The sequence below is a fragment of the Pleomorphomonas sp. T1.2MG-36 genome (assembly GCF_950100655.1).
In the GTDB taxonomy this organism is placed as follows: domain Bacteria; phylum Pseudomonadota; class Alphaproteobacteria; order Rhizobiales; family Pleomorphomonadaceae; genus Pleomorphomonas.
The window spans coordinates 184,446-210,589 of the sequence record NZ_CATNLY010000012.1 but is presented as its reverse complement, the minus strand read 5'-3'; the positions used below and the strand labels follow the sequence as shown (position 1 = coordinate 210,589).

At 63.4% G+C, this 26,144-nt stretch carries 16 protein-coding genes and 1 pseudogene; 8 read left to right on the top strand and 9 right to left on the bottom strand.

The genetic code is table 11. The annotated features are described in order from the left end of the window. Positions 1-117: 117 nt before the first annotated feature. Together QQZ18_RS07890 and QQZ18_RS07885 are read left to right on the top strand one after the other, a co-directional pair. The gene (locus QQZ18_RS07890) at positions 118-2,616 is read left to right on the top strand and encodes an FAD-dependent oxidoreductase (protein ID WP_284539809.1); all 2,499 of its coding nucleotides are present in this window, start codon (positions 118-120) and stop codon (positions 2,614-2,616) included. Positions 2,617-2,789: 173 nt separating this feature from the next. After that, on the top strand, positions 2,790-4,088 hold the full coding sequence (locus QQZ18_RS07885) for an NAD(P)/FAD-dependent oxidoreductase (RefSeq protein ID WP_284539807.1): 1,299 nt from the start codon (positions 2,790-2,792) through the stop codon (positions 4,086-4,088). Between the two features lie 70 nt (positions 4,089-4,158). On the opposite strand, the gene QQZ18_RS07880 is transcribed toward QQZ18_RS07885, so the two are convergent. After that, positions 4,159-5,523, bottom strand: a complete 1,365-nt coding sequence (locus QQZ18_RS07880; RefSeq protein WP_446728631.1) for an amino acid permease — start codon at positions 5,521-5,523, stop codon at positions 4,159-4,161. 177 nt (positions 5,524-5,700) lie between these two features. After that, a complete protein-coding gene (locus tag QQZ18_RS07875; RefSeq protein ID WP_284539803.1) occupies positions 5,701-7,089 on the bottom strand; it encodes a tryptophanase in 1,389 nt (462 codons plus the stop codon). 413 nt (positions 7,090-7,502) lie between these two features. Here QQZ18_RS07875 and QQZ18_RS07870 point away from each other — a divergent pair, with 413 nt between their 5' ends. Continuing rightward, positions 7,503-8,216 (top strand): helix-turn-helix transcriptional regulator, encoded by a 714-nt coding sequence (locus QQZ18_RS07870; RefSeq protein ID WP_284539800.1) that lies wholly within the window; start codon positions 7,503-7,505, stop codon positions 8,214-8,216. A 106-nt stretch (positions 8,217-8,322) separates the two neighbouring features. Here QQZ18_RS07870 and gtfA read toward each other — a convergent pair whose 3' ends face one another. The 6 genes from gtfA to QQZ18_RS07840 form a co-directional block, all read right to left on the bottom strand. After that, on the bottom strand, positions 8,323-9,786 hold the full coding sequence (gtfA, locus tag QQZ18_RS07865; RefSeq protein ID WP_284539798.1) for a sucrose phosphorylase: 1,464 nt from the start codon (positions 9,784-9,786) through the stop codon (positions 8,323-8,325). Positions 9,787-9,993: 207 nt separating this feature from the next. After that, positions 9,994-11,091, bottom strand: coding sequence for an ABC transporter ATP-binding protein (locus QQZ18_RS07860; RefSeq protein ID WP_284539795.1), 1,098 nt, complete (start codon positions 11,089-11,091; stop codon positions 9,994-9,996). 85 nt (positions 11,092-11,176) lie between these two features. Next, complete coding sequence (locus QQZ18_RS07855) at positions 11,177-12,268, bottom strand: carbohydrate ABC transporter permease (RefSeq protein ID WP_284539793.1); 1,092 nt, start codon at positions 12,266-12,268, stop codon at positions 11,177-11,179. Next, complete coding sequence (locus QQZ18_RS07850; RefSeq protein ID WP_284539791.1) at positions 12,268-13,386, bottom strand: carbohydrate ABC transporter permease; 1,119 nt, start codon at positions 13,384-13,386, stop codon at positions 12,268-12,270. Before QQZ18_RS07850 ends, QQZ18_RS07855 begins: the two co-directional genes overlap by 1 nt. Before the next feature lie 348 nt (positions 13,387-13,734). Further along, positions 13,735-15,060, bottom strand: coding sequence for an ABC transporter substrate-binding protein (locus QQZ18_RS07845; RefSeq protein ID WP_284539789.1), 1,326 nt, complete (start codon positions 15,058-15,060; stop codon positions 13,735-13,737). Positions 15,061-15,150: 90 nt separating this feature from the next. Then, the gene (locus QQZ18_RS07840; protein ID WP_284539787.1) at positions 15,151-16,233 is read right to left on the bottom strand and encodes a LacI family DNA-binding transcriptional regulator; all 1,083 of its coding nucleotides are present in this window, start codon (positions 16,231-16,233) and stop codon (positions 15,151-15,153) included. A 566-nt stretch (positions 16,234-16,799) separates the two neighbouring features. On the opposite strand from QQZ18_RS07840, the gene QQZ18_RS07835 reads away from it, so the two are divergent. Next, entirely contained in the window at positions 16,800-17,735 is a 936-nt protein-coding gene (locus QQZ18_RS07835; protein ID WP_284539785.1) for a hypothetical protein, read from the top strand. Between the two features lie 9 nt (positions 17,736-17,744). On the opposite strand, the gene QQZ18_RS07830 is transcribed toward QQZ18_RS07835, so the two are convergent. Then, entirely contained in the window at positions 17,745-18,872 is a 1,128-nt protein-coding gene (locus QQZ18_RS07830) for an MFS transporter (RefSeq protein ID WP_284541011.1), read from the bottom strand. A 182-nt stretch (positions 18,873-19,054) separates the two neighbouring features. Between QQZ18_RS07830 and QQZ18_RS07825 the strand changes: the two genes are divergently transcribed. The 4 genes and pseudogenes from QQZ18_RS07825 to QQZ18_RS07810 all read left to right on the top strand — a co-directional run bounded on the left by QQZ18_RS07825 (position 19,055) and on the right by QQZ18_RS07810 (position 26,142). Beyond that, positions 19,055-19,939, top strand: a complete 885-nt coding sequence (locus QQZ18_RS07825; RefSeq protein WP_284539782.1) for a LysR family transcriptional regulator — start codon at positions 19,055-19,057, stop codon at positions 19,937-19,939. Positions 19,940-20,111: 172 nt separating this feature from the next. Then, positions 20,112-21,716 (top strand): ABC-F family ATP-binding cassette domain-containing protein, encoded by a 1,605-nt coding sequence (locus tag QQZ18_RS07820; protein WP_284539779.1) that lies wholly within the window; start codon positions 20,112-20,114, stop codon positions 21,714-21,716. Between the two features lie 594 nt (positions 21,717-22,310). Then, positions 22,311-24,134, top strand: a pseudogene (locus tag QQZ18_RS07815) (phosphoenolpyruvate carboxykinase (GTP)); the annotation flags it as partial. A 712-nt stretch (positions 24,135-24,846) separates the two neighbouring features. Further along, positions 24,847-26,142, top strand: coding sequence for an SAM-dependent methyltransferase (locus QQZ18_RS07810; protein WP_284539778.1), 1,296 nt, complete (start codon positions 24,847-24,849; stop codon positions 26,140-26,142). Positions 26,143-26,144: the final 2 nt, after the last annotated feature.

Below are 26,144 nucleotides of genomic sequence, written 5' to 3'. Positions count from 1 at the left end.
TGGTGCCCGGCAAGCCACATGAGCAGCTTCCCTGAGGGCGACGACATGATCCGTCTTCCTACGGCTTCCATAAATTAGTAAGTGCGTATATAACAACTTCAAGAAATGGAGTTGAGCATGAAGATCATCATCATCGGTGGCGTGGCCGGTGGCGCCACGGCGGCGGCTCGCCTGCGGCGCCTGGACGAAAGGGCGGAAATCGTTCTCGTCGAACGCGGTCCCTACATCAGCTTCGCCAACTGCGGGCTGCCCTATCACATCTCCGGCGCCATCGCCGAACGCGACAAGCTGCTGGTCACATCGGAAGCGATGTTCGAGGCGCGGTATCACGTCGATGTCCGCTCGCGCACCGAAGCCCTCTCCATCGATCGTGCCGCCAGGACGGTAACGCTGCGCAATCTTGAGAACGGCGAAGAGACGGTCGAGAGCTATGACCGTCTGCTGCTGTCGCCCGGCGCCGAAGTGCTGAAGCCGGCCATTCCCGGCATCGCATCGCCCCGCATCTTCACGCTGCGCAACGTGCCCGACCTCGATCGCATCATGTCTTCCCTGGCCGAGACCAAGCCACGCCGGGCCGTGGTGATCGGCGGCGGCTACATCGGCCTCGAGGTGGCAGAGAACTTCCACGAGCGTGGCCTGTTCACCACCGTCGTCGAAGGCGCCCCACATGTTCTGGCTCCTTTCGACGACGAGATGGCGGCCATCGTCCATGCCCATATGCGCGACAAGGAAATCGAGCTCCATCTCGATGACAAGGTCGAGCATTTCGAGGACCGTCCGGATCACACCATCGTCTTCCTCGCCTCCGGCAAGCGCATCCAGGCCGACATCGTGGTGCTGGCCATCGGCGTGCGGCCCGAGGTGAAGCTGGCGCGCGACGCCGGCCTCGAGTTGGGCGCCGTCGGCGGCATCAAGGTCGACGAGCATCTGGCGACCTCCGATCCCGCCATCTTCGCGGTGGGCGACGCCATCGAGGTGATGAACAAGGTATCCGGCCGCATGGCGCTGATCCCGTTGGCGGGGCCAGCCAACCGTCAGGCGCGCATCGTTGCCGACAACATGCTTGCGGCTGATCCGGCAAGCTACCGGAGCTATGGCGGCACGCTTGGCACCGCCATTCTCAAGGTGTTCGATCTCGCAGCCGCCTGCACCGGCCTCAACGAGACGGCGGTTCGGGCGCTCGGCATTCCCTATCGGGCCAGCATCACCCATTCCGGTTCGCACGCCTCCTATTATCCCGGCAGCCAGCAGATCAGCCTGAAGCTGGTCTATGGCCTCGATGGCACGATCCTGGGTGCCCAGGCCGTCGGCGTCGACGGTGCCGACAAGCGGATCGACGTCATTGCCACCGCGATCCGGGCCGGTCTGAAGGTGACTGACCTCACCGAGCTGGAGCTGGCCTATGCGCCGCCCTTCGGTTCGGCCAAGGACCCCGTCAACATTGCCGGCTATGTCGCCGAGAACGTGCTGAACGGCAGCCACGAGATCATCGGCTGGCGCGATCTCAGGGATCTGCTGCGGGACGATCCCGCCTCGGTCCAGCTCGTCGACGTGCGGACGCCCGAGGAGTTCTCGATCCGCACGCTGCCGGGCGCCCGCAACATCGAGCTCGATCATCTGCGCGAGCGGATCGGCGAGCTCGATCCGGAGAAGCCGCTCATCATTTTCTGCCAGGTCGGTCTCCGCGGTTATCTTGCCTACCGCATCCTGAAGCAGGAAGGCTTCAAGAACGTGCGCAACCTGACCGGCGGCTTCAAGACCTATGCCTGGGCCACCGAGAAGCAGGCGAGCCCCGACCTGTTCGACTACGAGGATATCCGCCGCCGCGCCCCATCGGAAATGGAGACGCAGAAGGGCGCTTGCCGCGTAGCCGTCGCGGGCAACGTGCAAATGCTCGACGCCACCGGCCTGCAGTGCCCTGGCCCGATCCTCAAGACCTTCCGGGCCATCGAGGCGATGGAGGCGGGCGATCTGCTGGAAGTGAAGGCGTCCGATCCCGCCTTCGGCCGCGACATTCGCGCCTGGGCCGACAAGACCGGCAACCAACTGCTCGGTGTCGGAACCGAGAAGGGCGTCATCACCGCCCGGATCCGCAAGGCGGAAGCACCGCCCGCGCGCACCGAAGGTACGGCCGTGGCCTCCCGTGATGGCACGACCCTCGTGGTCTTCTCGGGCGACCTCGACAAGGTCATGGCGTCTCTGATCATCGCCAACGGCGCGCTCGCCATGGGCTCGAAGGTGACGCTGTTCTTCACCTTCTGGGGCCTCAACGTGCTGAGAAAACCAGACGCCCCGAGCCCGCGCAAACCGATGATCGACGCCGCCTTCGGCTTCATGCTGCCCAAGGGCGCGCGCCGGCTCAACCGGCTGTCCAACATGAACTTCGGCGGCCTCGGCGGCCGCCTGATGCGCAAGGTGATGGGCGACAAGAACGTCGATACGCCAGCAAGCTTGCTGGCGTCGCTCGTCGACGGCGGCGCCACGCTCGTGGCTTGCCAGATGTCGATGGACGTCATGGGCATTCGCCGCGAAGAGCTGATCGATGGCGTCGAGATCGGCGGCGTTGCGACGTTCCTCGGCGAGGCGCAGCAGTCGTCGGCCACGCTGTTCATCTGAGCCGCCCAAAAATCGAGAGACCGGAAAAGGCCGTCACCCGTGTGGCGGCCTTTTTCACTGGCCTCTGAGCTTCCTTCTTCCTGACCAAAGTCGCATCGTCGTATTTCAAGAAAAGACGTATATTATAAAATACTAAATTATAGACCGGTGCATTCGGACAGGGGAGGGCGAGCATGTCGCATGTGGTGGTGCTGGGGGCAGGACTGGGCGGAACCATCATGGCCTACGAACTTCGCAAGGTTCTCGGCCGAGACCATCAGGTAACCGTCGTCAACCGGGGAGCGACCTACTCGTTCGTCCCCTCGAATCCCTGGGTTGCGGTCGGCTGGCGCGATCCGGCCTCGGTGGAGGTGGACCTCGCGCCGGTGTTTTCGAAAGCCGGCATTGCCCTCCGCCCGGAAGGTGCCGAGAGGCTGGTCCCGGAAGAAAACCGTATCCAGCTATCCAACGGAGAGAGTGTCTCCTACGACTATCTCGTCGTGGCGACAGGCCCCGAACTCGCCTTTGACGAGGTTCCCGGCCTTGGCCCGAAGGGCCATACGCAATCGATCTGCCAGGTCGGCCATGCCGTCGAGGCGAAGGCGGCTGTCGATCGGTTGATCGCCAACCCCGGTCCGGTGATCATCGGCGCGGCGCAAGGGGCGTCGTGTTTCGGTCCGGCCTACGAGTTCGCCTTCGTTCTCGACAAAGCCCTGCGAGACGCAAAGGTGCGCGATCGCGTGCCGATGACCTTCGTGACGCCCGAGCCCTATATCGGCCATCTCGGTCTGGACGGGGTCGGCGACACCAAGGGACTGCTCGAGAGCCAGTTGCGCAGCCATCACATCAAGTGGATCACCAACGCACGCATCGAAACGGTCGATGCCAGCGTGCTGCACGTCGAGGAGCTGACGGAGGAGGGCGCGCCCAAGGCCCGCCACGACCTGCCTTTCGCCTTCTCGATGATCCTGCCGGCTTTCCGCGGCGTCGACGCAGTGCGATCCGCCGCCGGTCTCGTCAATCCGCGCGGCTTCTTCACCATTGACCGGCACCAGCAAAATCAAGCATTTCCCAATGTGTTCGCCATCGGCGTTTGCGTCGCCATACCGCCCATGGGCAAGACGGCGGTGCCGGTCGGCGTTCCCAAGACCGGATTCATGATCGAGTCGATGGTGACGGCCACTGCCCACAACATCGAGCGGATGATCGAGGGCAAGGCGCCCAACGCCGAAGCGTCGTGGAATGCCATCTGCCTTGCCGACTTCGGCGACAACGGCGTCGCCTTCGTTGCCCAGCCGCAGATCCCTCCACGCAACGTCAACTGGTCGTCGTCGGGCTACTGGGTACACGTCGCCAAGGTCGGCTTCGAGAAGTACTTCCTGCGAAAGATCCGGACCGGCCAGTCCGAGCCCTTCTACGAGAAGCTCGCCTTGCAGGTCATCGGCGTCGACAAGCTCCGCTCGATCAAGTTCGACGACAACGCCGCAGCCTGATCCACCACCCTAAAACAAGACGGCGCGGCCCCAGGGGGACCGCGCCGTTTCGTCGTTCAGGGGGCGTCGATTATTCGGCGGCGACCGTCCTGGACCTGCTGCGGAACAGGAAGCCGACGTAGAGGACGATCAACCAGGCCGGCAGCACGAAGACCGCCATCTGCATCGATTCCATCTGAGTCATCATGATGATCACCAGGGCCATGAAACCGACGCAGAAGTAGTTGGCGATCGGGTAGAAGGGCGCCGGGAAGGTCAGTTTGGCGACATCGGCGGCATGCGCCTTGCGGAACTTCATGTGAACCAGCACGATCATCACCCAGGTGATGGTGGCGGCGGTGGTGGCAACGGCCATCACCTGCATGAAGGCACCTTCCGGGATCAGGTAGTTGATGGCGACGACGACCAGCGTGCAGGCCGACGAGAACAGGATCGCCACATAGGGGACCTTGTTGGCGCCGAGCTTGGTGAACACCTTCGGTGCGTTACCCTGTTCGGCCAGGCTGTAGAGCATGCGGCCGTTGGAGTAGATGCCGGAGTTGTAGACCGAGATCGCTGCCGTCAGCACCACGAAGTTCAGGATGTGGGCGGCCGAGCCGATGCCGAGCTTGCTGAAGATCGTGACGAACGGGCTGCCTTCCATGCCGACCTGGTTCCACGGGAAGATGATCATCATTACCGTGAGGGCGCCGATGTAGAAGATCAGGATACGCCACATGACCTGACGGATGGCCTGCGGGATCGACTTCTTGGGGTCGTCGGCTTCGCCGGCGGTGATGCCGATCAGCTCGGTGCCGCCGAAGGAGAACATGACCACCACCAGCGACAGCAGCAGACCCCACATGCCGTTGGGGAAGAAACCGCCATGGATCCAGAGATTGGAGAGGCCGGTCGCTTCGCCGCCGAGGCCGAAGAGGATCAGCACGAGGCCGAGCACGATCATGCCGATCACCGCCAGCACCTTGATGATGGCGAACCAGAATTCGGCTTCACCATAGAGGCGCACGTTGATCAGGTTGACCGCCGTGATCGTCACCAGAACGATCAGCGATGTCAGCCAGGCTGGGAAGTCCGGGAACCAGTAGGCGACGTAGATGCCCACCACCGTCAGTTCGGCCATCGAGACCAGGATATAGAGGAACCAGTAGTTCCAGCCGGCCAGGAAGCCTGCGAACTCGCCCCAGTACTTGTAGGCGAAGTGGCTGAAGGCGCCGGCCACCGGCTCTTCGGTCGACATCTCACCGAGCATGCGCATGATGAGATACATCACGAAGCCGCCGATGATGTAGGAAACGATGATGCCCGGTCCGACAAGCTGGATGGAGGCGGCCGAGCCGTAGAAAAGGCCCGTGCCGATTGCCCCGCCCAGGGCGATCATCTGGATGTGGCGGTTTTTAAGGCCGCGCGAGAGATGCGATTGCGTTTCTGAAGACATCATGTCCTCCCGTTGAACCGGATAGCATGGCGTAAGGCCGTATGAATATCCGGTTGGTCCCCCGTCGGAGCGGACGCCGTTCCCTCCTCGGATTACGGCGCCCGCCTGCTTGTGTCGGTCAGTTCGCCATCATTGGGCGACGACCTTGGTTTCCTCTTTGGTCTCCCGGCCGGTCGATCAGGCGATCGGCTCGAGGTGGGCCTGGAAGTGCCTGAGGATCGGCGGCTCCCAAGTGATGCGGTAACCGCGCTTGATGGTGTGGGCGCGCTTCTTGATCTCGATCAGGGCCTCGGCCATGATGTCGATATGAGCCTGCGTGTAGACCCGGCGCGGAATGGCGAGACGGGTGAACTCGAAATCGGCCTTGAGCTGCTCGCCCGTGTCCGGGTGATTGCCCAGCATGTAGGAGCCGATGTCGCAGGAGCGGATGCCCGCTTCCTTGTAGAGCTCGATGGCCAGGACCTGGCCCGGGAACTCGTTGTAAGGAATGTGCGGCAACATGGCGCGGGCGTCGACGAAGACGCCGTGGCCGCCGGCCGGAGTCTGGTAGCCGATGCCGGCATCGTCGAGACGAGCGGCGAGATACTCGACCTGACCGATGCGGTAACGCAGATAGTCGTTGTCGATGCCTTCGTAGAGACCGATGGCCAGCGCCTCGAGGTCACGGCCGGCAAGACCGCCGTATGTGAAGAAGCCCTCGAAGGAGATGCAGTTCGCCTTGATCTTCAGGATCAGCGGCGAGTTGGCATCCTTGACGCCGAGCATGCCGCCGATATTGACGATGGCATCCTTCTTGGCCGACATCGTGAACATGTCGCCGTAGGAGAACATCTCGCGGATGATTTCCTTGATCGACTTGTTCTGATAGCCGGGCTCGTCGCGCTGGACGAAGAAGGCGTTCTCGGCGTAGCGGGCCGCGTCGATGTTGAGCAGGATGCCGTTGGCCTTGGCAACCTCGGCCACCTCACGCATGTTCTGCATCGACACCGGCTGACCGCCGGCCGAGTTGTTGGTGATCGTCATGACGATCAGGCCGATGTTCTCGGCGCCCAGCTCGGCGATGGTCTTCTTCAGCTTGTCGACGTCCATGTTGCCCTTGAAGGGCGCACGATGCGACGGGTCCTTGGCGACCGCGACGACGCAGTCGATGCAACGGGCGCCGGTCAGCTCGACGTGGGCGCGCGTCGTGTCGAAGAACATGTTCGAGATTGCGAACTTGCCCTTACCGAGCAGGATCGGGAACAGCACCTTCTCGGCGGCGCGGCCCTGATGCACGGGCTGGATGTAGCCGTAGTCGAAGATATCCTTGCCCGCTGCGAGCAGCTTGTAATAGCTCGACGCGCCGGCATAGGCCTCGTCGCCGCGCATCACGCCGGCCCACTGCTCCTGGCTCATGGCGCCGGTGCCGCTGTCGGTGAGCAGATCGATGTAGCAATCCTCGCCGGCCAGATTGAAGAGGTTGTAGTGCGCCGCCGCGATCTTCGCTGCGCGCTCCTCTGCGGTCAGCATCCGAAGCGGCTCCACTGCCTTGATCCGGAACGGTTCGGGGAAATACTTGATAGCCATTGTCCGTTACCTCCTACAGACCATTGGGCACCCCGGTCGTCGCATGCGACAGGCGGACAGCGTCTCTAGGAATCTGCAAACATTTTTCCACATGAGCTGGATTGTGGCGCTCACGTGTCCATATCTGTGGCATTTGGCCGCAAAAGTGTCAATTAATTTACACTACACTAGGGTTCATGCGGATTTCTGGGCGTTAGTATGTGGATATTTTTGCAATTAACACGGGCGGTGGAAATTGTGTTGCGTCCAGCGCCTCTAAATTTGCCAACAATTGCGTCGTGAATGGAGACAGTCGGGAAATGTACGAAGATTCGGCTCGTTCAATCCGGCCGAGAGCCCGGATTGACAAAACCGATGCAACCGCAGCAAGTCTGGCGGCAAGGCCGGATGGAATCCGGCAGGGAGACGTGCGGATGCCGGGCAGTTGGATCCAACGCTACATGAAACTGACGGAGTTTCTTGGGTCTGTGCTCGGGCCGGATTACGAAGTGGTGCTGCATGACCTCGGCGACGCCGACAAGTCTATCATCGCCATCGCCAACGGCCATGTCAGCGGCCGCACCATCGGCGCTCCGCTCACCTCGGTAGCCTTGCAGTCGATCGTCAACCATTCCTACGAGACGCAGGACTATCGTCTCAACTATGTCGGCGTCGCCGGTACCAAGCTGCTCAGATCGTCCACCTTTTTCGTGAAAGACGAGGAGGGGCGCCTTGTCGGCATGTTGTGCATCAACTTCGACGACAGTCGCTATCGCGAACTTAGCGACCGGATCCTGAAGTTGCGCCACCCCGACATCTTCGTCGAGACCAACTTCGCCTACAATGAAGAGGCGGCCGCCGTGCAGGCAGCCCCGTCGCCGACCGAGGTCAGCGAGAGCTTTCCCAACTCCCTCACGGAACTGACCGATCACGTGCTCGATGAAGAGCTGCGGTCTCGCGAAGCCAATGGCGAGCGGCTGAGCCACCGCGAGAAGCTGGCGCTGGTCGAGATTCTCAATGCCAAGGGCATTTTCATGATGAAGGGCGCCGTCAAATACGTCGCGGACAAGCTCGGCTGCTCCCAGACGACGATCTATCGTTACCTCAACCGCATGAACGGCGGGCACGACGGCGGCGCCGAGGCCTGAGACCGCGGATCGCGGATCGCGGTGCAATCCTGTTCTGACGTCGTCGTATCCGGGATGGCTGGCAGCCACCCCGGCACATGTAACTCGCCTCTCGGCTCCGTCGCGCTTAGCCGACGACGAACTCGCCCCTTCCACCGGTACCCTGGTGCTTGATCGTAGCGGCCATGGTCTTGAAGTCGACCTCGAGCGTGGCGCTGTCGTCCCCCTTCGTCCAGCGTAGCACCAGCCGGCTGGTCGACGGCTGCTCCACGGCGAAGTCGCCGTCAAAAGCCGGGTGACTGTTGCGGAAGCGGGCGAGATCGAACAGCTTGCCGACCATCGGCTTGTCGATGGCGGCGGCGACCTCTTCCGGCGTGTAGTAGTGACGATTGATGTCGCGGCCGACCTTGGTGCGGTGGAGGAGGTCCATGTCGTTCACCCCGCCCAACAGGCCGATGTAGTAGACCTGCGGAATGCCGGGTGCAAAGAACTGCAGCGCGCGGGCGATGAGATACTCGCCATCGCGCTTTCCGAGGGCGTCATAATAGGTGCAGTTGACCTGGTAGAGGTCGAGGTTGGAGGCGGCGGCGCCCGTCGCCTGCCGGCTCTCGCCGCCGGATCGGTCGTGCATGGTTTCCACCAGCGCGTCGAGTGCGGCGGGCGCGAGCAAGCCTGCCCGGCCATCGGTCGCCGCGCCGACGTCGATGACGCCGATGCCATCATGGGTGTCGAGCACGGTGATGGCATTGCGCGGCGAGATCTTCAGCCACTCGGCGAGTGGGCCGGCTTCGCCCGTGAACAGCGCATGCAGCACCAGCGGCGGCAGCGCGAAGTCGTAGACCCGGTCGACCTTTTTGGCGATCTCGATCTGGTCGCGGTAGTAGCTGTGGATCTCGACAAGCACCTCCATGCCGAGCGCCCGGGCCTTGTCGGCAAGTTCGCCGAGGAAGGCATAAGTCTCCGGGATCATGAACGAACTCGTTCCCGGCTTCTTGACGGCATAGCCCGCCGCGTCGAGGCGGATGGCGGTCACGCCGCCCTCCTTGAAGCGGGCGAGGATGGCATCGAGATAGGCGGCGCCGTGCTTGGAGAAGACATCGATGTCAATCTGCTTCGGCGTGAAGGTGGTCCAGATGAGGCGCTTCGATCCGTCGCCGAAGGTCATCTTGTTGAAGGGGAAGCCGGGACGTGGCCGATAGATGGCCAAGAGGTCCTGCTCGCTGGCGCCGTTGGGGAACACCTTGCCGAAGGTCAGGAACATGTCGGCGAAGTCGGAGGCGTCACCCTTTTCGAGGAAGTCCTTGAAAGACGGCGAGTCGGCCGAGACATGGTTGACGATCATGTCGGCCATGATGTCGACGGAGGCCGACAGCGCCCGAACGTCGTTCCAGTCGCCGAGTCGCGGATCGACCATGGTGTGGTCGCTCGGGTCGAAGCCGGCGTCGGCGCCATCGATCGGGTCAAAGAAGGGCAGGGGGTGGACGCCGCCGACGACGCCCTTGAGGGGACCGTCAACCAGCGCCTTGAGGTCGGAAAAGCCGCCGGCAGTGAGCCGGTCGACATAGGTGATGAGCTGGACCTGGTTCTTCACGATGCTGTCCTCCTGGGAGCGTTCGCCGGTCTGATCGAAGGCTCAGGTCGGCAGGCGTCGCTCCAGACTTCGGGCGGGGCGTTCGACCGATTCGAGCCGAGCCGGCCCGAAGGCGGATGCCCCGGAGGAGAAACGAAAATCACTTCCGGGACGGCCCGGAAGTGATCTGATGGGAATGGCCGTCGCCGGTGGCGGCGGTCGGTTCTGTCATTCAGGCACGAACCCGCGGGGGTAGGCGACGCCCTGTGCGTTGAACAGGTGGCAGTCGGTGCCGGAGAAGACGAACTGGCGCTGCTCGCCGGCCTTGACCGGCACGTCGCCGTCGAGCACGGCGATCAGCGACGTCTCGTCGTCGCCGCGATGGGCCTGGACGATGGTCTGGTGGCCCAGCCGCTCGACGAAGGTGACGGTGACCGGTAGGCCGCCCTCGGTGCCGAGCTTGATGTGTTCGGGACGAATGCCGAGCGTCAGGTCCTCGCCGACGCTGGCGCCGGTGGAGGTCACCGCCACCTTGAGCGTCGGAACGCCGTCGCCGGCAACCGTGATGCCATCGGCGTCGACCGCGCTGGACTTCACCTTCAGGAAGTTCATCTTGGGCGAGCCGATGAAGCCGGCGACGAACAGGTTCTGCGGCCGGTGGTAGAGTTCGAGCGGCGCGCCCACCTGCCGGACGTTGCCGGCCTCCAGCACGACGATCTTGTCGGCCAGCGTCATGGCCTCGACCTGGTCATGCGTCACGTAGACCATGGTGGAGCCGAGGTCCTCGTGCAGCTTGGCGATCTCGGCGCGGGTCGAAACGCGCAGGGCGGCATCGAGGTTGGACAGCGGCTCGTCGAACAGGAAGATCTTCGGCTCGCGGACGATGGCGCGGCCGATGGCGACGCGCTGGCGCTGGCCGCCCGACAGCTGGCCGGGCTTGCGGTCCAGAAGATGCTCGATGTGCAGGATCTTGGCGGCCTTGTCGACCTTCTCGGCGATCTCGGTCTTGGAGAAGCCGGCGATCTCCAGCGCGAAGGCCATGTTGGCGTAGACCGACTTGTGCGGATAGAGCGCGTAGGACTGGAACACCATGGCGATGCCGCGGTCCTTGGGGGCGATGTCATTGCACAGCTTGTCGTCGATCAGGATCTCGCCGGAGGTGATCTCCTCGAGACCGGCGACCATTCTGAGCAGCGTCGACTTGCCGCAACCGGACGGACCGACGAAGACGACGAACTCGCCGTCGGCAATGTCGAGGTCCACCCCCTTGATGATCTCAACCCGTCCGAAGCTCTTGCGCACGTTGCGCATCGTGAGGCTGGCCATGCGGTACTCCCTTGTTTCCCTAGACCCGGCGGGTTCCGACTTCCCGGAACCGCACGCGCGGGGTTGCTATCCCGTGTTCAGCCGATCACTTCACCGAGCCGGCCGTCAGGCCGCGGACGAAGTAGCGCTGGAGTGAGAAGAAGACGATCAACGGCAGCAGCATCGACACGAAGCCGCCGGCGGTGAGCAGATGCCAGTCGGAGCCGCGCGAGCCCACCATGTCGGCAAGCCGCATGGTCAGAACCTGCACGCCCGGCACGTTGCCGATGAAGATCAACGCCACCAGATAGTCGTTCCAGACCCAGAGGAACTGGAAGATGGCGAAGGAGGCGAGGGCGGGTGTCGACAGTGGCAACACCAGCCGCCAGAAGATCTTGAAATGCGACGCGCCGTCGACGATCGCCGCCTCCATGATCTCGCGCGGCAACGTCGATATGTAGTTGTAGAGCAGGAACACCGCGAGCGGCAGGCCGAAGCCGGTGTGGGCCAGCCAGACCGACATGTAGGTACCGTTGAGCTTCAGGTGAACGTAGTCGGTGAGCACCGGCACCAGCGCGATCTGCAATGGCACCACCAGAAGCGCCACCATCAGCGCGAACACCAGCTTGCGGCCGGGGAACCTCATCCAGGCAAAGCCGTAGGCGGCGAAGGCGGCCATCAGGATCGGAATGACCACGGCAGGGAACGTGACGGCCATCGAGTTGATGAAGGCGTCGGACATGTCCTCGCCCTTGCGGGCGGCTTCCTCGGCGTTGCCCTGGATGGTCACATCCTTGCCCGCCAGCACGTCGTGGTAGTTCTGCAGCGTCGTGGGCGGCATGCCGCTCCACTGCTTCTCCTGAACCTGGATGGTGCCGGCGCGCTTGTTGCCGATCCAGACGACGCGCTTGCCGTCGGCCGATTCAACTCCCTGGCGGAGCTGCTCGAAGGTGCCGGTCGCGCCCTCGAAGGTCATGACGCCGTTGCGGTCGATCGAGGGATCGGGGACGAAGGTCTCGGTGGTAACCCAGACACGATGCGGGATCACCGTCCACCATCCCGACGACATGATCTCGTCGCGCGGACGGAAGGAGGAGACAAACAGACCCAGCGTCGGGATCAGCCACAGAAGGCAGATGACGATGAGCGTGGTGTTGACGAACACCCGGGGGAAGGGGTTGCCCTTGGACTTGGCCATCACAGGGTCTCCCTCTTGTTGAACTGGCGCAGGTTGTAGACCATCACCGGGATGACGGTCAGGAGCAGGACGATTGCGATCGCCGAGCCGAGGCCGAAGTTCCGGTTGACGAAATACTGGTTGTAGAACTGGGTGGCGATCACGTCCGTGCCGTACTGGCCGCCGGTCATCACGAGAACCACGTCGAAGATCTTCAGCGTGAAGATGATGACGGTGGCCGACACCGTGACGATGGTGCCCATGATCGAAGGGATGATGATCGAGAAGAATATCTTGAGCTCGCCGGCGCCGTCGACGCGGGCGGCCTCGATGATGTCGGTCGGCACGGACTTGATGGCGGCCGAGAACAGCACCATGGCGTAACCGGTTTGCAGCCAGACGACGATGACGATCAGGAACAGGTTGTTCCAGGGCTGCAGCATGGCGATCCAGGCCTGCGGTTCGCCGCCGAGGGCGGTGACGATGGCATTGAGCAGGCCGATCTGTACGTCGCTCGGATCGCGGACGGCGTAGATGAACTTCCAGATGACGCCGGCGCCGACCAGAGAGATGGCCATCGGCATGAAGATGATGGCCTTGGCGAGATTCTCGAACTTGCTGCGGTCTGCCAGAGCGGCAACGAGCAGGCCGAAGATGATGGTGAAGCTCGCTCCGAACACGATCCACAGCACGTTGTTGCGGAAGGTGACCAGCATGAACGGTTCGGTGAACACCGTTATGTAGTTGGCGAGGCCGATGAAGTTGGAACCGTCACGGTCGTACAGGCTGGCGATGAAGGTCCGGATGGCCGGCAGCGCCAGGAAGTAGACCACGAAGGCGATCGCCGGCAGGACGAACAGGAACGGGGTGAGGCGCTTCTGCCACTTCGATGAGGTGAACTCGATCAGCTGATTGACGATCAGGTAGAGGATCGCCGTGCCGCCGCCGCCCCAGACCATGGCAAATAGCGCGGTGACCAGCTTCGGCGCCTGGCTGTCGCGCAGAACGAAGAAGCCCTCGAACAGCACGAGCGCCGCGACGATGCCGCTCAGAAGAGTGAGGATCGCGCGATTTCGCCGTCGACGGGCGCGCGCAAGTTCGGCGGAGTGGTCATCCGCGTCGGGATTGAGAAGCGTCATATCTGTCCCCCGGAGCGCGACCCCGTGATGGCCGGCTCGTCCTTATGCCCAGCGGCGTTTGAAAAACCGGGCGTTTCGACCAGACCTTCCCGGTCCGATGTCGACCCGATCGGCGGATCCGCACCATGCATCCGGCATCGAGCCGGAGCCGTTCAGGCAGGAAGCGATGCTTCGTCCCGGTGGACCCGCGTGAAAGGTCGGTCTGGAGGAAGACGCTTGCTGCAAGCATCGCCATGTTCAGGCCCGCCTTTTCAGGTCGCGGCCCCCACTCGCTGAAAGCGGGGGCACGCTTGTCGTCAGTCTTAACCGAAAGTCAACCTCGTTGAACAGTCGGATTAAGTCGAGGCCTTACTTCTTCGGCCAAGAAGCGTCGATGTCCTTGAGGGCCGTGTCGAGGTCGGCGGTGCCAGACACCCAGGCGGTCATCTGCTTCCAGAACGAACCGGCGCCGACTTCACCCGGCATCAGGTCCGAACCGTCGAAGCGGACGGCGGTCGCGCCGGCCAGAATGGCGGCAACGCCCTTGTCGACTTCGTTCTGGTACCAGGCGAGATCGGCGTCCTTCTGCGGGGCAATGGCGCCGCCGACGGCGAGCCAGGACTTCAGATGCTCGGCCTTCGCAAAGTACTGCATGACGGCCTTGACTTCCGGACGGTCGTTGAAGGCGCCCCAGATGTCGCCACCGACGAGAACCGGCTTGCCATAGGCTTCATCGATACCCGGCAGGTAGAAGAACGAGTAGTCAACACCGGCCTTGGCCTTCTCCGGGAAGAAGGCGGTGATGAAGTTGCCCTGCTTGTGCAGCCAGCACTTCGGCGGGTCGGAGAACATGTTGACCGGCGAGTCGCCGAAGCTGGTCGACACGATGCCCTTGCGGCCGCCGTAGACGTACTTCTCGTCGAGCCAGATCTTGCCGAGGGTCTCGGCGGCCTTCTTCACCTCGGGCGAGGAGAAGGGCAGCTTGCCTTCGGTCCAGGCATCGTAGTTCTCGAGCGAGGTCGTGCGGAGCATGAACTCCTCGAGCCAGTCGGTCGCCGGCCAGCCCGTGGCGGCGCCGGACTCGATGCCCACGCACCACGGCGTGTCGCCGTCGGCAACGATCTGGTCCTGCAGGGCCTCGAGCTCCGCCCACGTCGTCGGCACCTTGTAGCCGGCGGCGTCGAAGGCCTTCTTCGGATACCAGACCAGGCTCTTGACGTTCACGCGCTCCCACACGCCGTAAATGCCAGGATTGCCATCCTTGCCCTGCTTGGTCGCCATGTCCACCCAGCTCGGGATGTACTGCTGCAGGAAGTAGTCCTTGTTGCCCGAGAGATCGACCAGCTTGCCGGCCTTGGCGAAGTTGGCGAGCAGACCGGGCTGCGGGAAGTCGGCGATATCCGGAGGATTGCCAGCGTCCGAACGCGTGGCGATCGTCGCTTCGAACTGCTTCGAGCCTTCGTACTGAATGTCGATGCCGGTGGCTTCCTCGAACGCCTTGATGGTGTCGTTGAAGCGGACTTCGTCACCAGCAGTGAAGGGACCGAAGGCGGTGACCTTCGTGCCCTTGAACTTGCCGGCGAAGGCATCGGCCAGTTCCGGCGGGACGTTGTCCGCGGCGGCAGCGGCCGAGACGACGGCGAAAGCGGCGAAAGCCGACGCCATCAGACAGGCGTTAAGTGATCTCAGTTTCATCCAAACCTCCCAAATCGGGTCTTCCTAAAGAACAATCGCGCAACCCGCGCGATCTTGACGCCTCCCCCTCGACGGAAAGCGGCGGCGTCATCAGCGTGGCGGAGCAGTTGTCCGACGCACGATGAGCTCGACGGGCAACGTGTCGCAGGTCGGCCCCTTCTCCGGCTCCTCAATTCGCCTGAGAAGGGCCTCGACGCTGCGACGCCCGGATTCGAAAAGAAGCTGGCGAACGGTCGTCAGCCCCACAAAATCAGCCATTTCGATGTCGTCGTAGCCGACCACCGACAGGTCGCCGGGAACGTCCAGTCCCAGATCGCGCGCCGCCTCCAGCACGCCAAGTGCCTGGGTGTCGTTGGAGGCGAAGATCGCCGTCGGCGGTTCGGTGAGGCTGAGCATCCGCATGGCGAGGTCCCTCGCCACCTCGCGGCCGAAGCGGCCGTCGAGATGATATTCGGGACGAATTCCGATGGCCGCCTCGATCAGCGCGCGCCGGTATCCTTCGAAACGGTCCTCGCCGGCGGTGAAGTTGAAGCCGACCTGAGGAATGTCGCCGATGTAGCCGATGCGGCGATGCCCGAGATCGATAAGGTGGCGCGTCGCGGTCCGCCCCCCGGCAATGTCGTTGATAACGATACGATCAAAGGGCTCACAAATCGGATTGCCGACGTCGACGAAGACAACCGGAACGGATGAGCGCTGGAAGCGCGCGACATCCGGAAGCGTCGGCGGCAGGGAAATGACGATGACGCCATCCACCCGGCGCGGGTCCGGTACCGTCCGGAAATAGCGATCTCGCTTCTCGACCGCGTCGACATTGTAAATGACGACGTCATAGCCGTTTTCAGAAGTCGTTTCCTCGATGCCATGGAGACGTTCGACGAAGACCGAACGCGTAAAGAAAGGAGCAATGACCGCGATGCTTTGCGTCTTGCCCATGGAGAGGCCGCGCGCTGCCAGATTAGGAACGTAATTAAGGTCGCGTACCGCCCCCATGACTTTGGCGCGCGTCGTTTCGGATACGCGTGGATGGTCATTCAGCACCCGCGAGACGGTGCCGAGGCCGACTCCAGCTCTCTCCGCTATGTCCTTTATCGTCGGGCGCATGTGAGCAAACATGTTATGGAAGCGTTTCCATGGGGTAGCACAAGAGAGTGTGTTGAGCAATAGACGCAACATCGACTTATGTCCAAGGGGTCGTTTCGGACGGCTGGCGGTCTCCTGTCACGGGTTCGTTGAAAACTCGGCATTCTTTGCAAACGCCGACGAAAACGATACGACTAAAGGTCTAGGCCCATTCCTGGGTCGGATGCAAGCTCACCTTGGGTTTGTACTTAGGGAAAGTGGATTTCCCCATCCCAGTTGCCGCGATTTAAAGCGCTTTCAAGCCAATTCGGAGCGATGGGAGGTCCTCCGTGACGTCCGTGTAACCCGTCCGATTTTGGCTCGAACGGCTATTTGTGGATTTGAAACGTTGGCAGAGATGGCTATCGTTCGGCCGGTCGGGGGCGGGACGTTCTCGCGAGCTTGGCAAAAGTGCCGCTTCAAGGGTGCCGCCGCCTGGTGGTAGAATCGAACAGGTTCGGCAAGCGGAAGCCGACGACCACGCCTTGTCTGCGTTTGGGTGCAGGCTAACCGGCTAGTCGGTTCGATATCGGCGCCGGAGCAAGGCGAAGCCGGGGGGCGCCTCCGAGGGCGTCGGGGCCGGAACGGCGCATGCCCGTGGGCAGCGAAGGGAGAGTATGGTGTTCGGACCGTTCAGAAGACGTTCGCCGCAGCGCCCGGCCTGGAGCCGGCTTGATGCCGATGCCGATGACCTTCGGGAGTACGATGCGTTTGGCCCCTGGCTTTTGCAGATCGGGTCGGCCGCCGAGATGCCCCCCAGATTCCGTTCTGCCTACGACGATCTGCGACACGCCGACCATCTCATCAAGATCCCGCGCGCCATCGATCGGCGCGACGCGTTTCCCGGTGCCGACCTTTACGGCGCCGCCTTTGCGCTGGATAGCGACGGCATCACCTTGCTGACGGCCCCCGACGGCGCGGACGGGTTTGTTCGACGGCATTTGGCCTGGGACGAAGTGGCTGCCGTTCGGACCGTGAGCAACCTTCTGCACGCCGAGTTCGTTCTCTTGCTGAAAGAGGGCGACGCGCTGACTGTGACCTACAACTCCGTTTCGACCGACATGATGACCCGCGTCGTCGGGTTCATTCGCCAGCAGCTCATGGCGCCGGACGACTTCGGTCCGGCCCTGGTCAACGAGGCCGAGGAGTTCGAGGACTTCTTCTTCAAGGCCATGCTGGCCGAGGAACGCCACGGCGGCCAGTTCATGCTGCCCATCCATTTCGAGGCGCCGGGCAAGTCCTGCCGCAATGCCCAGAACCGTCGGCGCGTCACCACCGGTCTGTTGATCCTGCTGTCGGGAAGCGAGCTTGTGATCGTCGATCGCGATGCGCCGATGCGGCGGCGTTTCTTCGCTCACTATGCCTACCGCAAGACCTATGTCGGTCTGGCGGCGGTGCGCGGGTTCCGTCTGCAACAGCCGCCGGACAATGCCCCAGGCCGATTCATGGTGCTGGAGCTGATCATGGAACAGCAGCGCCTTGGCATTCCCTGTTTCAAGACGCCCCAGCGGGTCATCGATCTCCTGCGTCGGCGCGGCGTGGCCCGGCTTTGAAACTCCGCCTCATCCGGCTCTCCGCCGGACGAGGCTGGCGATCTGCAGCAGCGTGGCGAGAAGCCCGAACGCCGCGCCGAGCGCCGCCACCGCTGGCCAGCCGCCATGCGGCCAGGCCGCTCCGGCCAGGGCCGAGCCGGCGGCGCCGCCCAGGAACATCAGTCCCATGAACAGCGTGTTGATGCGCGCCCTCGCTTCCGGGCGGAGCGAATAGATGATGTGCTGGTTGGAGATCAGCGCGCTCTGGACCGCAAAATCGAGGACGATCACCCCGACGACGAGACCGATGATCGACGGCCAGAGACCGAAGATGGCCCAGGCCGCGAGCGTCAGGGCGGCGCCGAGGGCAATGACCCCATGAGGTCCGCGCCGGTCGGCGATGTGCCCCGCCAGTGGAGCTGCCAGAATGCCGACGAGCCCGACGATGCCGAACAGACCGGCGACGTCGGCGCCAAGTCCGAAACGCGGGTCCTCGAGGCGGAGTGCGAGAACCGTCCAGAAGGCCGAGAAAGCCGCGAATAAGAGCGCCTGGGTAGCCGCCGCCAGTCGCAACGCGGCGAACTCGCGGAACAGGTGGACGAGCGAGACCATCAGGCGGCCGTATCCGAGTCCGCTGTCGGGGTGGCTCCTCGGCAGACGGAGCCCCATCCAGGCAGCGGCGCCGAGCGCGACGGGAACGCCGAGCCAGAACATGGTGCGCCAGCCGGTGTGCTCGCCGACGAAGCCGGCCACCGTCCGGCTGAGAAGAATGCCGGCGAACAAGCCCGCCATCACCGTTCCCACTGTCGCGCCTCGCCGCTCCGGTGGCGCCAGATGGGCGGCGAGCGGCACCACCTGCTGCGCGACCGTGGCGGCGAGTCCGACGGCGAAGGAGGCGGCCAGCATGGGCGCGGCGCCCGGCGCCATCGCCGTTGCCGCCAGCGAGACCGCCAGCATGAGGAACTGCGCGACGATCAGCGCCCGCCGCTCCAGGATGTCGCCGAGCGGCACCAGCAGGAAAAGACCAGCCGCGTACCCGAGTTGGGTGGCCGTCGGAATGTAGGCGGTCAGCGGACTGCCGAGATCGCTCTGCATCACGCCGAGCAGTGGCTGATTGTAGTAGATGTTGGCGACCGCGAGGCCGGCGGCAGCGGCCATTGCCAGCGTAAGGCCGCGGGAGAGGGCGGCGGATGTGCCTTCAGTGGATGACTTGGTCACCTGAAACTCCATGCCGCTGGGCGGCTCGTCGAGAATATCGATTATGGAGGCATACTACCAATCGTAACGATATCGCGTATAGTGCGGCAGAGAGTTAAGTCCGCATAACGGATGCCGATATAATGGACATTGATTCCATTTCCGTTTTCGTTGAGGCAACCCGGGCCGGCAGTTTGGCTGGCGCCGCCCGTGAACTGGGGCTGGTGCCAATGGCGGCGTCGCGCCGGCTCGCGGCCCTGGAGGGCGAGCTGGGCGTTCGCCTCGTTCACCGGACGACGAGGGCGCTGGCGCTGACGGCGGAGGGAGAAGCCTTTCTGCCCTATGCCGAGGCAATGATCGAGGATGCGACCAACGCCCGCGCCGCCGTCAGGCCGTCGGGGCCGTGCGTCGCCGGTCTCCTGCGCGTCACTGCGTCGGAACCGTTCGGGCGAAAGGTGGTGAGCGCCATGCTGCCGGCCTTTCTCGCCGCCAATCCCGATCTTCGCGTCGATCTGCTGCTCACCGACACTGTCGTCGACATCGTCGCGGCCGGTGTCGACGTCGCCATCCGCATCGCGCCTCTTCGCGATAGCTCGTTGGTCGCTCGCCGTCTCGCCGACAGCCCGCGCCACCTCTACGCTTCGCCGGCCTATCTCAAATTTGCCGGAACGCCGAGCCGGCTCGCCGACCTGGAACGGCATCAGTGCCTGCTGCTGTCCGGCGCCACGCACTGGGCCTTCGCCGCCGGAGACCGAACCCGGCGTGTGCGGGTGACCGGGCGCTATGCGAGCAACTCCATCGAGGCCCTCCACGAGGCGTGTCTCCGGGGACTTGGTCTCGCGTTGCTCTCGGAGTGGAACGTCGCCGCCGATGTTGCCTCCGGCCGCCTGGTGCCGGTTCCGCTCGAAGGCGCGGAGCCGGAGGCGCTTGGAATCTGGGCCGTCTATCCGTCCGCGCGGCTCGTGCCGCCCAAGGCGCGTCTGTTCGTCGAGGCACTGGCGCGACAACTCGATCGGGGCGGTGAATAGCAGCCGACGGATGAGACAGTACGTTAGAATTTTGTTAAGCCCACTTGCGCGGCGGCGGCCACGGGCCTATATCGCCGCGCTCGGGCGGCCCTGCCCGGACCAGATGGAATGACGGCAATGAATGACAACCTGATCGCAGACCTTATTTTCCCTGCCATCAGGACTCGCATTCATGCCCGCTTCCATCACGCTTTCCGGTCTCAGCTATTCTACGCCTGACGGCCGTCTTCTTTTCGACAATCTGAACATCGCCTTTGGCGCCGAGCGCACCGGCCTCGTCGGGCGCAATGGCGTGGGCAAGTCGACGCTTCTGCGCCTTGTCTCTGCCGAGCTGTCGCCGCGATCCGGTGCGGTGTCCGTCGCCGGCCGGGTGGCCGTGCTGCGCCAGATCGTGGCGCCGCCTCCGGACATGACCGTGGCCGATCTGTTCGGCGTGACGGACGGGCTGGCCCTGATCGATCGCGCCGAGGCGGGCAGGGCCAGCCTCGCGGAGCTGGCCGAGGCCGATTGGACGCTGCCGTCGCGTTTGGAGGCGTCGCTTTCGCGGCTGGGGCTCGGCATTCGGCCGGACAAGCCGCTCGCCGCGCTGTCGGGCGGCGAGATGACGCGGGCGGCCTTGGCGGCGCTCACGTTCGACGAGCCCGACATGTTGCTGCTCGACGAACCGACCAACAATCTCGACCGCGACGGGCGACGGGCTGTGATCGAGCTTCTCGCCGGCTGGCGCGGCGGCGCCGTGGTGGTCAGTCACGACCGCGAGTTGCTGGAGAGCATGGATGCCATTGTCGAGCTCACGTCGCTCGGCGCCAGCCGCTATGGCGGCGGCTGGAGCGCCTACCGGGCGCGCAAGGCCATAGAACTCGCCGCCGCCCGACATGACTTCGACGACGCCGAGAGGCGGTTCGCCGGCGAGAGGCAGTCGGCCCAGGCCCAGGCTGAAAAGCAGGCGCGACGGGCCGGGGTCGGGGCGCGAAAGGCGGCGAGGGGCGACATGCCCAAGATCGTCGCCGGCGGCCTCGAACGCAAAGCCGAGGAAACGCGTGCCGCCGACGCTAGGCTCGCCGAGCGCCGCATGGCCGCCGCCGCTTCGGCCGTCGACGAAGCTCGCGGCAAGCTGGAGGTTCTCATTCCCTTTTCGGTCAGCTTGCCGCCGTCCGGCCTCGTTGCCGACCGTCTGGTGCTGAGGCTGGACGGGGTTTCGGTCGGTCACGGCGACAGGGTGCTCGTCCGCGACCTGTCGCTGGACATCAGGGGGCCGGAGCGAGTCGCGATCACCGGACCGAACGGCTCCGGAAAGACCACGCTGCTGGGAGCGATCACCGGCGGCCTGCCACCGCTCTCGGGCACCGTCGATCGGCGCGTCGACTTCGCCTTTCTCGATCAGCGGGTCTCGCTTCTCGACGAAGCCGAAACGATCCGCGACAACTATCGCCGCCTCGATCCCGGCGCCAGCGAGGAAGCCTGCCGGGCGTGTCTCGCCAGGTTCAGGTTCCGAGCCGATGCCGCGCTTCGAACCGTCGGCAGCCTGTCGGGGGGAGAACGTCTGAGGGCAGGGCTCGCCTGCGTCCTCGGCCGTGCCCGCCCGCCGCAATTGCTCGTTCTCGACGAGCCGACCAACCATCTCGATGTCGAGTCGATCGAGACCGTGGAAGCGGGGCTTCGGGCCTATGACGGCTCACTTCTGGTTGTAAGCCACGACGAGGCCTTCCTGGAGGCCATTGGAATAGGCCGGCGCGTCGAGCTCGCGTCACCCGATGGAACGACGCGTCTCGCCTGACCCGTGCGGGAGGCTGCCCGGTATGGGAATCGTAATCGATTGAATGCTGTCGAACCGGGCGTTTCCGGTATCGAATCTCGCGCCGGAAACCGCTCGCGCAACGCTATTCCAGATTTCTTAGTACAAACTACGTATTCGATACGTAGTGGCACGTAGAACTTTGGGCGAAATTCGTAACCGGATCGGAGAAGACAGGAAAAATCCCGGAAATAAGCCGAAATGCTCAGTTGACTGGTCTCTCGATGGTCTTCTGTTCCTATTATGTTCCGTTATTTTGAGGGTCGTATCTATACCCTCGTACGGTCTTACAACGATTGATCCCTCATACTTCAGTCGGTATTGTCTTTTTCAGGAACGCTAATCCGGGCCGCTCGGTTATGGGTGCCGGGCGTTGGAGAGACTGGCAGGAGAGTTGACCGTCATGGGGTTGTCTGATGGGGCCGTAAGGTTCCCGATGCTGCTCTTTTGTGGTGTAGTCGCCACAGCGGACGTCTCTTTATTCAGGCTGCGAACCTTACCCACCCCTGTCGGCGCATCGTCTCATAAGTCCTCTCTCGCGAATGAGACCGGAACGGGCGGCGATATGTCCATCGGAGAAAGCTGATGTCACAAGCTCCTACCAAGAATGCCAAGCTTATTGCCTGGGTCGAAGAAGTCGCCAAGCTGACGACCCCGGACCGCATCTATTGGTGCGATGGTTCGCAGGAAGAGTATGATCGTCTCTGCCAGGAGCTGGTCGACGGCGGCACCTTCACCCGTCTGAACGACAAGAAGCGTCCGAACAGCTTCCTCGCCCGTTCCAATCCGTCGGACGTTGCCCGCGTCGAGAGCCGCACCTTCATCTGCGCCAAGACCAAGGAAGAAGCCGGCCCGACCAACAACTGGGCTGATCCGGCCGAAATGCGCGCCACCATGATGGGCCTGTTCAAGGGCTGCATGAAGGGCCGTACGATGTACGTGATCCCCTTCTCCATGGGTCCGCTCGGTTCGAAGATCGCCCAGATCGGCGTTGAGCTCTCCGATAGCGCCTATGTCGCCGTCCACATGCGCATCATGACCCGCATGGGTACCAAGGTGCTCGACGTGCTCGGCAACAACGAGTTCGTGCCCTGCATCCACTCTGTCGGCGCCCCGCTCGAAGCCGGCCAGAAGGACGTCGCCTGGCCCTGCAACGACACTAAGTATATTGTCCACTTCCCCGACACCCGCGAGATTATGTCGTTCGGTTCGGGTTATGGTGGCAACGCCCTGCTCGGCAAGAAGTGTCTCGCCCTGCGTATCGCGTCGGTCATGGCCCGCGACGAGGGCTGGCTGGCCGAGCACATGCTCATCCTCGGCGTCAAGAACCCCAAGGGCGAGAAGTCTTACGTCGCCGCCGCCTTCCCGTCGGCCTGCGGCAAGACCAACTTCGCCATGATCATCCCGCCGAAGGCTTATGCCGGCTGGGAAATCACCACCATCGGCGACGACATCGCCTGGGTGAAGCCGAACGCCGATGGCGAACTGCGCGCCATCAACCCCGAGAACGGTCTGTTCGGTGTTGCCCCCGGCACCAACGAAGTGTCGAACCCGAACGCACTGCGTACGCTGCATGCCAACAGCATCTTCACCAACGTCGCGCTGACCGACGACGGTGACGTGTGGTGGGAAGGCATGACCGATGAGGCTCCTGCGCACCTGATCGACTGGACTGGTAAGGACTGGACCCCGGATTGCGGCCGCCCGGCGGCTCACCCGAACAGCCGCTTCACCGCTCCGGCGAGCCAGGTGCCGTCGATCGATCCGGACTGGGAGAATCCCGCCGGTGTTCCGATCTCGGCCTTCATCGTTGGCGGCCGCGTTGCCACCGCCTTCCCGCTGGTCATGCAGTCGTTCAGCTGGAGCCACGGCGTCTATCTTGCCGCCACCATGGGCTCCGAGCAGACGGCTGCGGCCGAGGGTACCGGCATGCGTCGCGATCCCTTCGCCATGCTGCCGTTCTGCGGCTACAACATGGGCGACTATTGGGCGCACTGGCTCCACATGGGCCGCAACCTGCCGAAGGCGCCGGGCATCTTCCGCGTCAACTGGTTCCGCAAGGACGACAACGGCAAGTTCATTTGGCCGGGCTATGGCGAGAACATGCGCGCCCTCGAGTGGATCGTCGGCCGTGTCAAGGGCGAGGCTGACGCCGTCGAGTGCCCCTACGGCCTGGTGCCGCGCTACGATGACCTCAACATGAACGGCCTCGACTTCTCCAAGGCCAAGTATGATGCCATCCTCAAGGTCACCAAGACCAAGGCGCTTGCCGAGGCCGAGGACCAGGGCAAGTACTTCGCCCAGTTTGGCTCTCATCTCCCCAAGGAAATGGAGCTTGAGCGTCAGCTGTTCACGGCCCGTCTCGAGCGGTCGCCCGACGTGTGGGAAATCAAGGGCTGACCAGCTTCTGGTAAGTTCGAGACTTTTCTGACGACATGAAGGACGGCCCTCGGCAAACGAGGGCCGTTCTTTTTGAGACCCTACGTCGAACCCCCGATGGCAGTCCTTGCTGACATCTTCTGTCGTCTCCTCGGGAATAGACAGGGAAGATCAAGAGTGGGGTAGGTTGTGAGCATACTCAATCGCGCGTGGCATGAAGCGAACCCCATGCCGAAAAATCCCAAGCCGGAACAGCGTATGACCTGGCACGCCGGGCACGCCGCAAACTGCGGTTGCCGCCCGATTCCCGCCGGTGTGATCCGTCTTTTCGTCGAGCGCGGTTTGCCGGTCCCGGCCGAGACGGTGCGCTTGGAGGCCGCCGAGCGGAAGGGGTGAGCCGTGCGACGATGCGGGCCTCCGCCATCTCGCGCCGGCAGATTTTTGATCGATCAGCCAGATAGGTCGCGCAGTCGTGATCGCCGGATTCTGCGCGGCGTTAGGTTTTTTCTGGAACCTTTTTGAGTTTCGATCATATTTATGAACGGGCCGCCGACAGGGGCCGTCGTCCGCCGCTGGCGGACCCCGGCTCCGGACCGGACTTCATTTCAGTGGCGACGATCCTCTACGGCCTCGGTTGCAGTTTCAGTTGGCGCCATCGGACGTTTACGATTTCGGCCTTGTTGAAGACCGCAGAACCGATGCCGCCGCGATAGCGTTGGTGGGGGACCATGCGATGGTCTGGGCGGAAAATATTCTCCGCGGCCTGCTGAACAAGCTGGTGACGCGGGGATCGTTTGAAGTTGAACTCTACAATGGAACACGCTGGACGTTCGGCGATGGCAGCGGCAAACGCGTCGTAGCCCGCATCGCCGACCGTGGGGTCGCCTCGGAGTTGATCCGCGATCCGGAAGTCCGGTTCGGTGAACTCTATATGGACGGCAGGCTCGATGTCGTCGAGGGTACGCTCTACGAGCTTGTCGAACTGCTGCTCCAGCATGGCGTCGGCATGCGCCAGTTCACCGGTCGGAAGCTGTTCCTGATGGCACGCAAGATCAGGCACTTGCTGGTCGGGCGCAACACGCTGCTGCGGTCGCGCCGCAACGTGGTCCATCATTACGACCTCAATGCCGCCTTCTACGATCTGTTCCTGGATTCGGACCGACAATACTCCTGCGCCTATTACGCCGCGCCGGACATGACGCTCGAGGAGGCGCAACGCGCCAAGTGCCGGCATCTGGCCGCCAAGCTCCTCATCGATCCTGGCATGAGCGTGCTCGATATCGGTTCCGGCTGGGGCGGGCTCGGGCTCTACCTCGCCGAAGCCGGCAAGGCTGGCCGCGTCAAGGGTATCACGCTGTCCGACGAGCAACTGGCCATCGCCAGAAGGCGAGCTGCGGACAAGGGCTACGACCACGTCAAGTTCGAGCTCGAAGACTATCGCAACATGCGCGGTAGCTTTGATCGCATCATCTCGGTCGGCATGTTCGAGCACGTCGGCCCTCAGAACTACGACACCTTTTTTCGCAAGACGGCCGACCTCCTAGCCGACGACGGCGTGTTCATGCTGCACACCATCGGCCATACCTCGACGCCGGGGCTCACCAACGGCTGGATCACCAAATACATCTTCCCCGGCGGTCACTTGCCCGCCTTGTCCGAAGTGGTGACCGCCGTCGAGAAGTCCGGGCTGATGATGGCGGACGTGGAAGTGCTGCGCCATCACTATGCCGACACGCTTCGCGAATGGCGTTCGCGTTTCACGGCTCGGCGCGACAAGGCGCTGGCCCTCTACGACGAGCGCTTCTGCCGGATGTGGGAATGCTATCTCGCGCTCTGCGAGGCGGCGTTCCGCTTCCTCGACGTGGTGGTCTACCAGTTCCAGCTTACTCATCGGAACGACGTGGTCCCGATCACCCGCGACTACATTGCCAAGCGGGAGGCCGAGCTGTTTGCCCGTGAGAAGGCCTTGGGCGAGCCGACGGCGGCACGCTCCTGGCGGGACATGGCCACAGTCATCACGGGGGGATAGCG

Bases quoted from the DNA above. Each gene is read 5' to 3' on its own strand.
- QQZ18_RS07870 (WP_284539800.1), top strand. From the start codon at position 7,503: ATGCCGGGCAGTTGGATCCAACGCTACATGAAACTGACGGAGTTTCTT.
- QQZ18_RS07845 (WP_284539789.1), bottom strand. From the start codon at position 15,060: ATGAAACTGAGATCACTTAACGCCTGTCTGATGGCGTCGGCTTTCGCC.
- QQZ18_RS07830 (WP_284541011.1), bottom strand. From the start codon at position 18,872: ATGGCCGCTGCCGCCGGCCTCGCGGTCGCCAACATCTACTACAATCAG.
- QQZ18_RS07810 (WP_284539778.1), top strand. From the start codon at position 24,847: ATGGTCTGGGCGGAAAATATTCTCCGCGGCCTGCTGAACAAGCTGGTG.
- QQZ18_RS07835 (WP_284539785.1), top strand. From the start codon at position 16,800: ATGGTGTTCGGACCGTTCAGAAGACGTTCGCCGCAGCGCCCGGCCTGG.
- QQZ18_RS07855 (WP_284539793.1), bottom strand. From the start codon at position 12,268: ATGGCCAAGTCCAAGGGCAACCCCTTCCCCCGGGTGTTCGTCAACACC.
- QQZ18_RS07825 (WP_284539782.1), top strand. From the start codon at position 19,055: ATGGACATTGATTCCATTTCCGTTTTCGTTGAGGCAACCCGGGCCGGC.
- QQZ18_RS07860 (WP_284539795.1), bottom strand. From the start codon at position 11,091: ATGGCCAGCCTCACGATGCGCAACGTGCGCAAGAGCTTCGGACGGGTT.
- QQZ18_RS07890 (WP_284539809.1), top strand. From the start codon at position 118: ATGAAGATCATCATCATCGGTGGCGTGGCCGGTGGCGCCACGGCGGCG.
- QQZ18_RS07885 (WP_284539807.1), top strand. From the start codon at position 2,790: ATGTCGCATGTGGTGGTGCTGGGGGCAGGACTGGGCGGAACCATCATG.
- QQZ18_RS07820 (WP_284539779.1), top strand. From the start codon at position 20,112: ATGCCCGCTTCCATCACGCTTTCCGGTCTCAGCTATTCTACGCCTGAC.
- QQZ18_RS07880 (WP_446728631.1), bottom strand. From the start codon at position 5,523: ATGTCTTCAGAAACGCAATCGCATCTCTCGCGCGGCCTTAAAAACCGC.
- QQZ18_RS07850 (WP_284539791.1), bottom strand. From the start codon at position 13,386: ATGACGCTTCTCAATCCCGACGCGGATGACCACTCCGCCGAACTTGCG.
- QQZ18_RS07875 (WP_284539803.1), bottom strand. From the start codon at position 7,089: ATGGCTATCAAGTATTTCCCCGAACCGTTCCGGATCAAGGCAGTGGAG.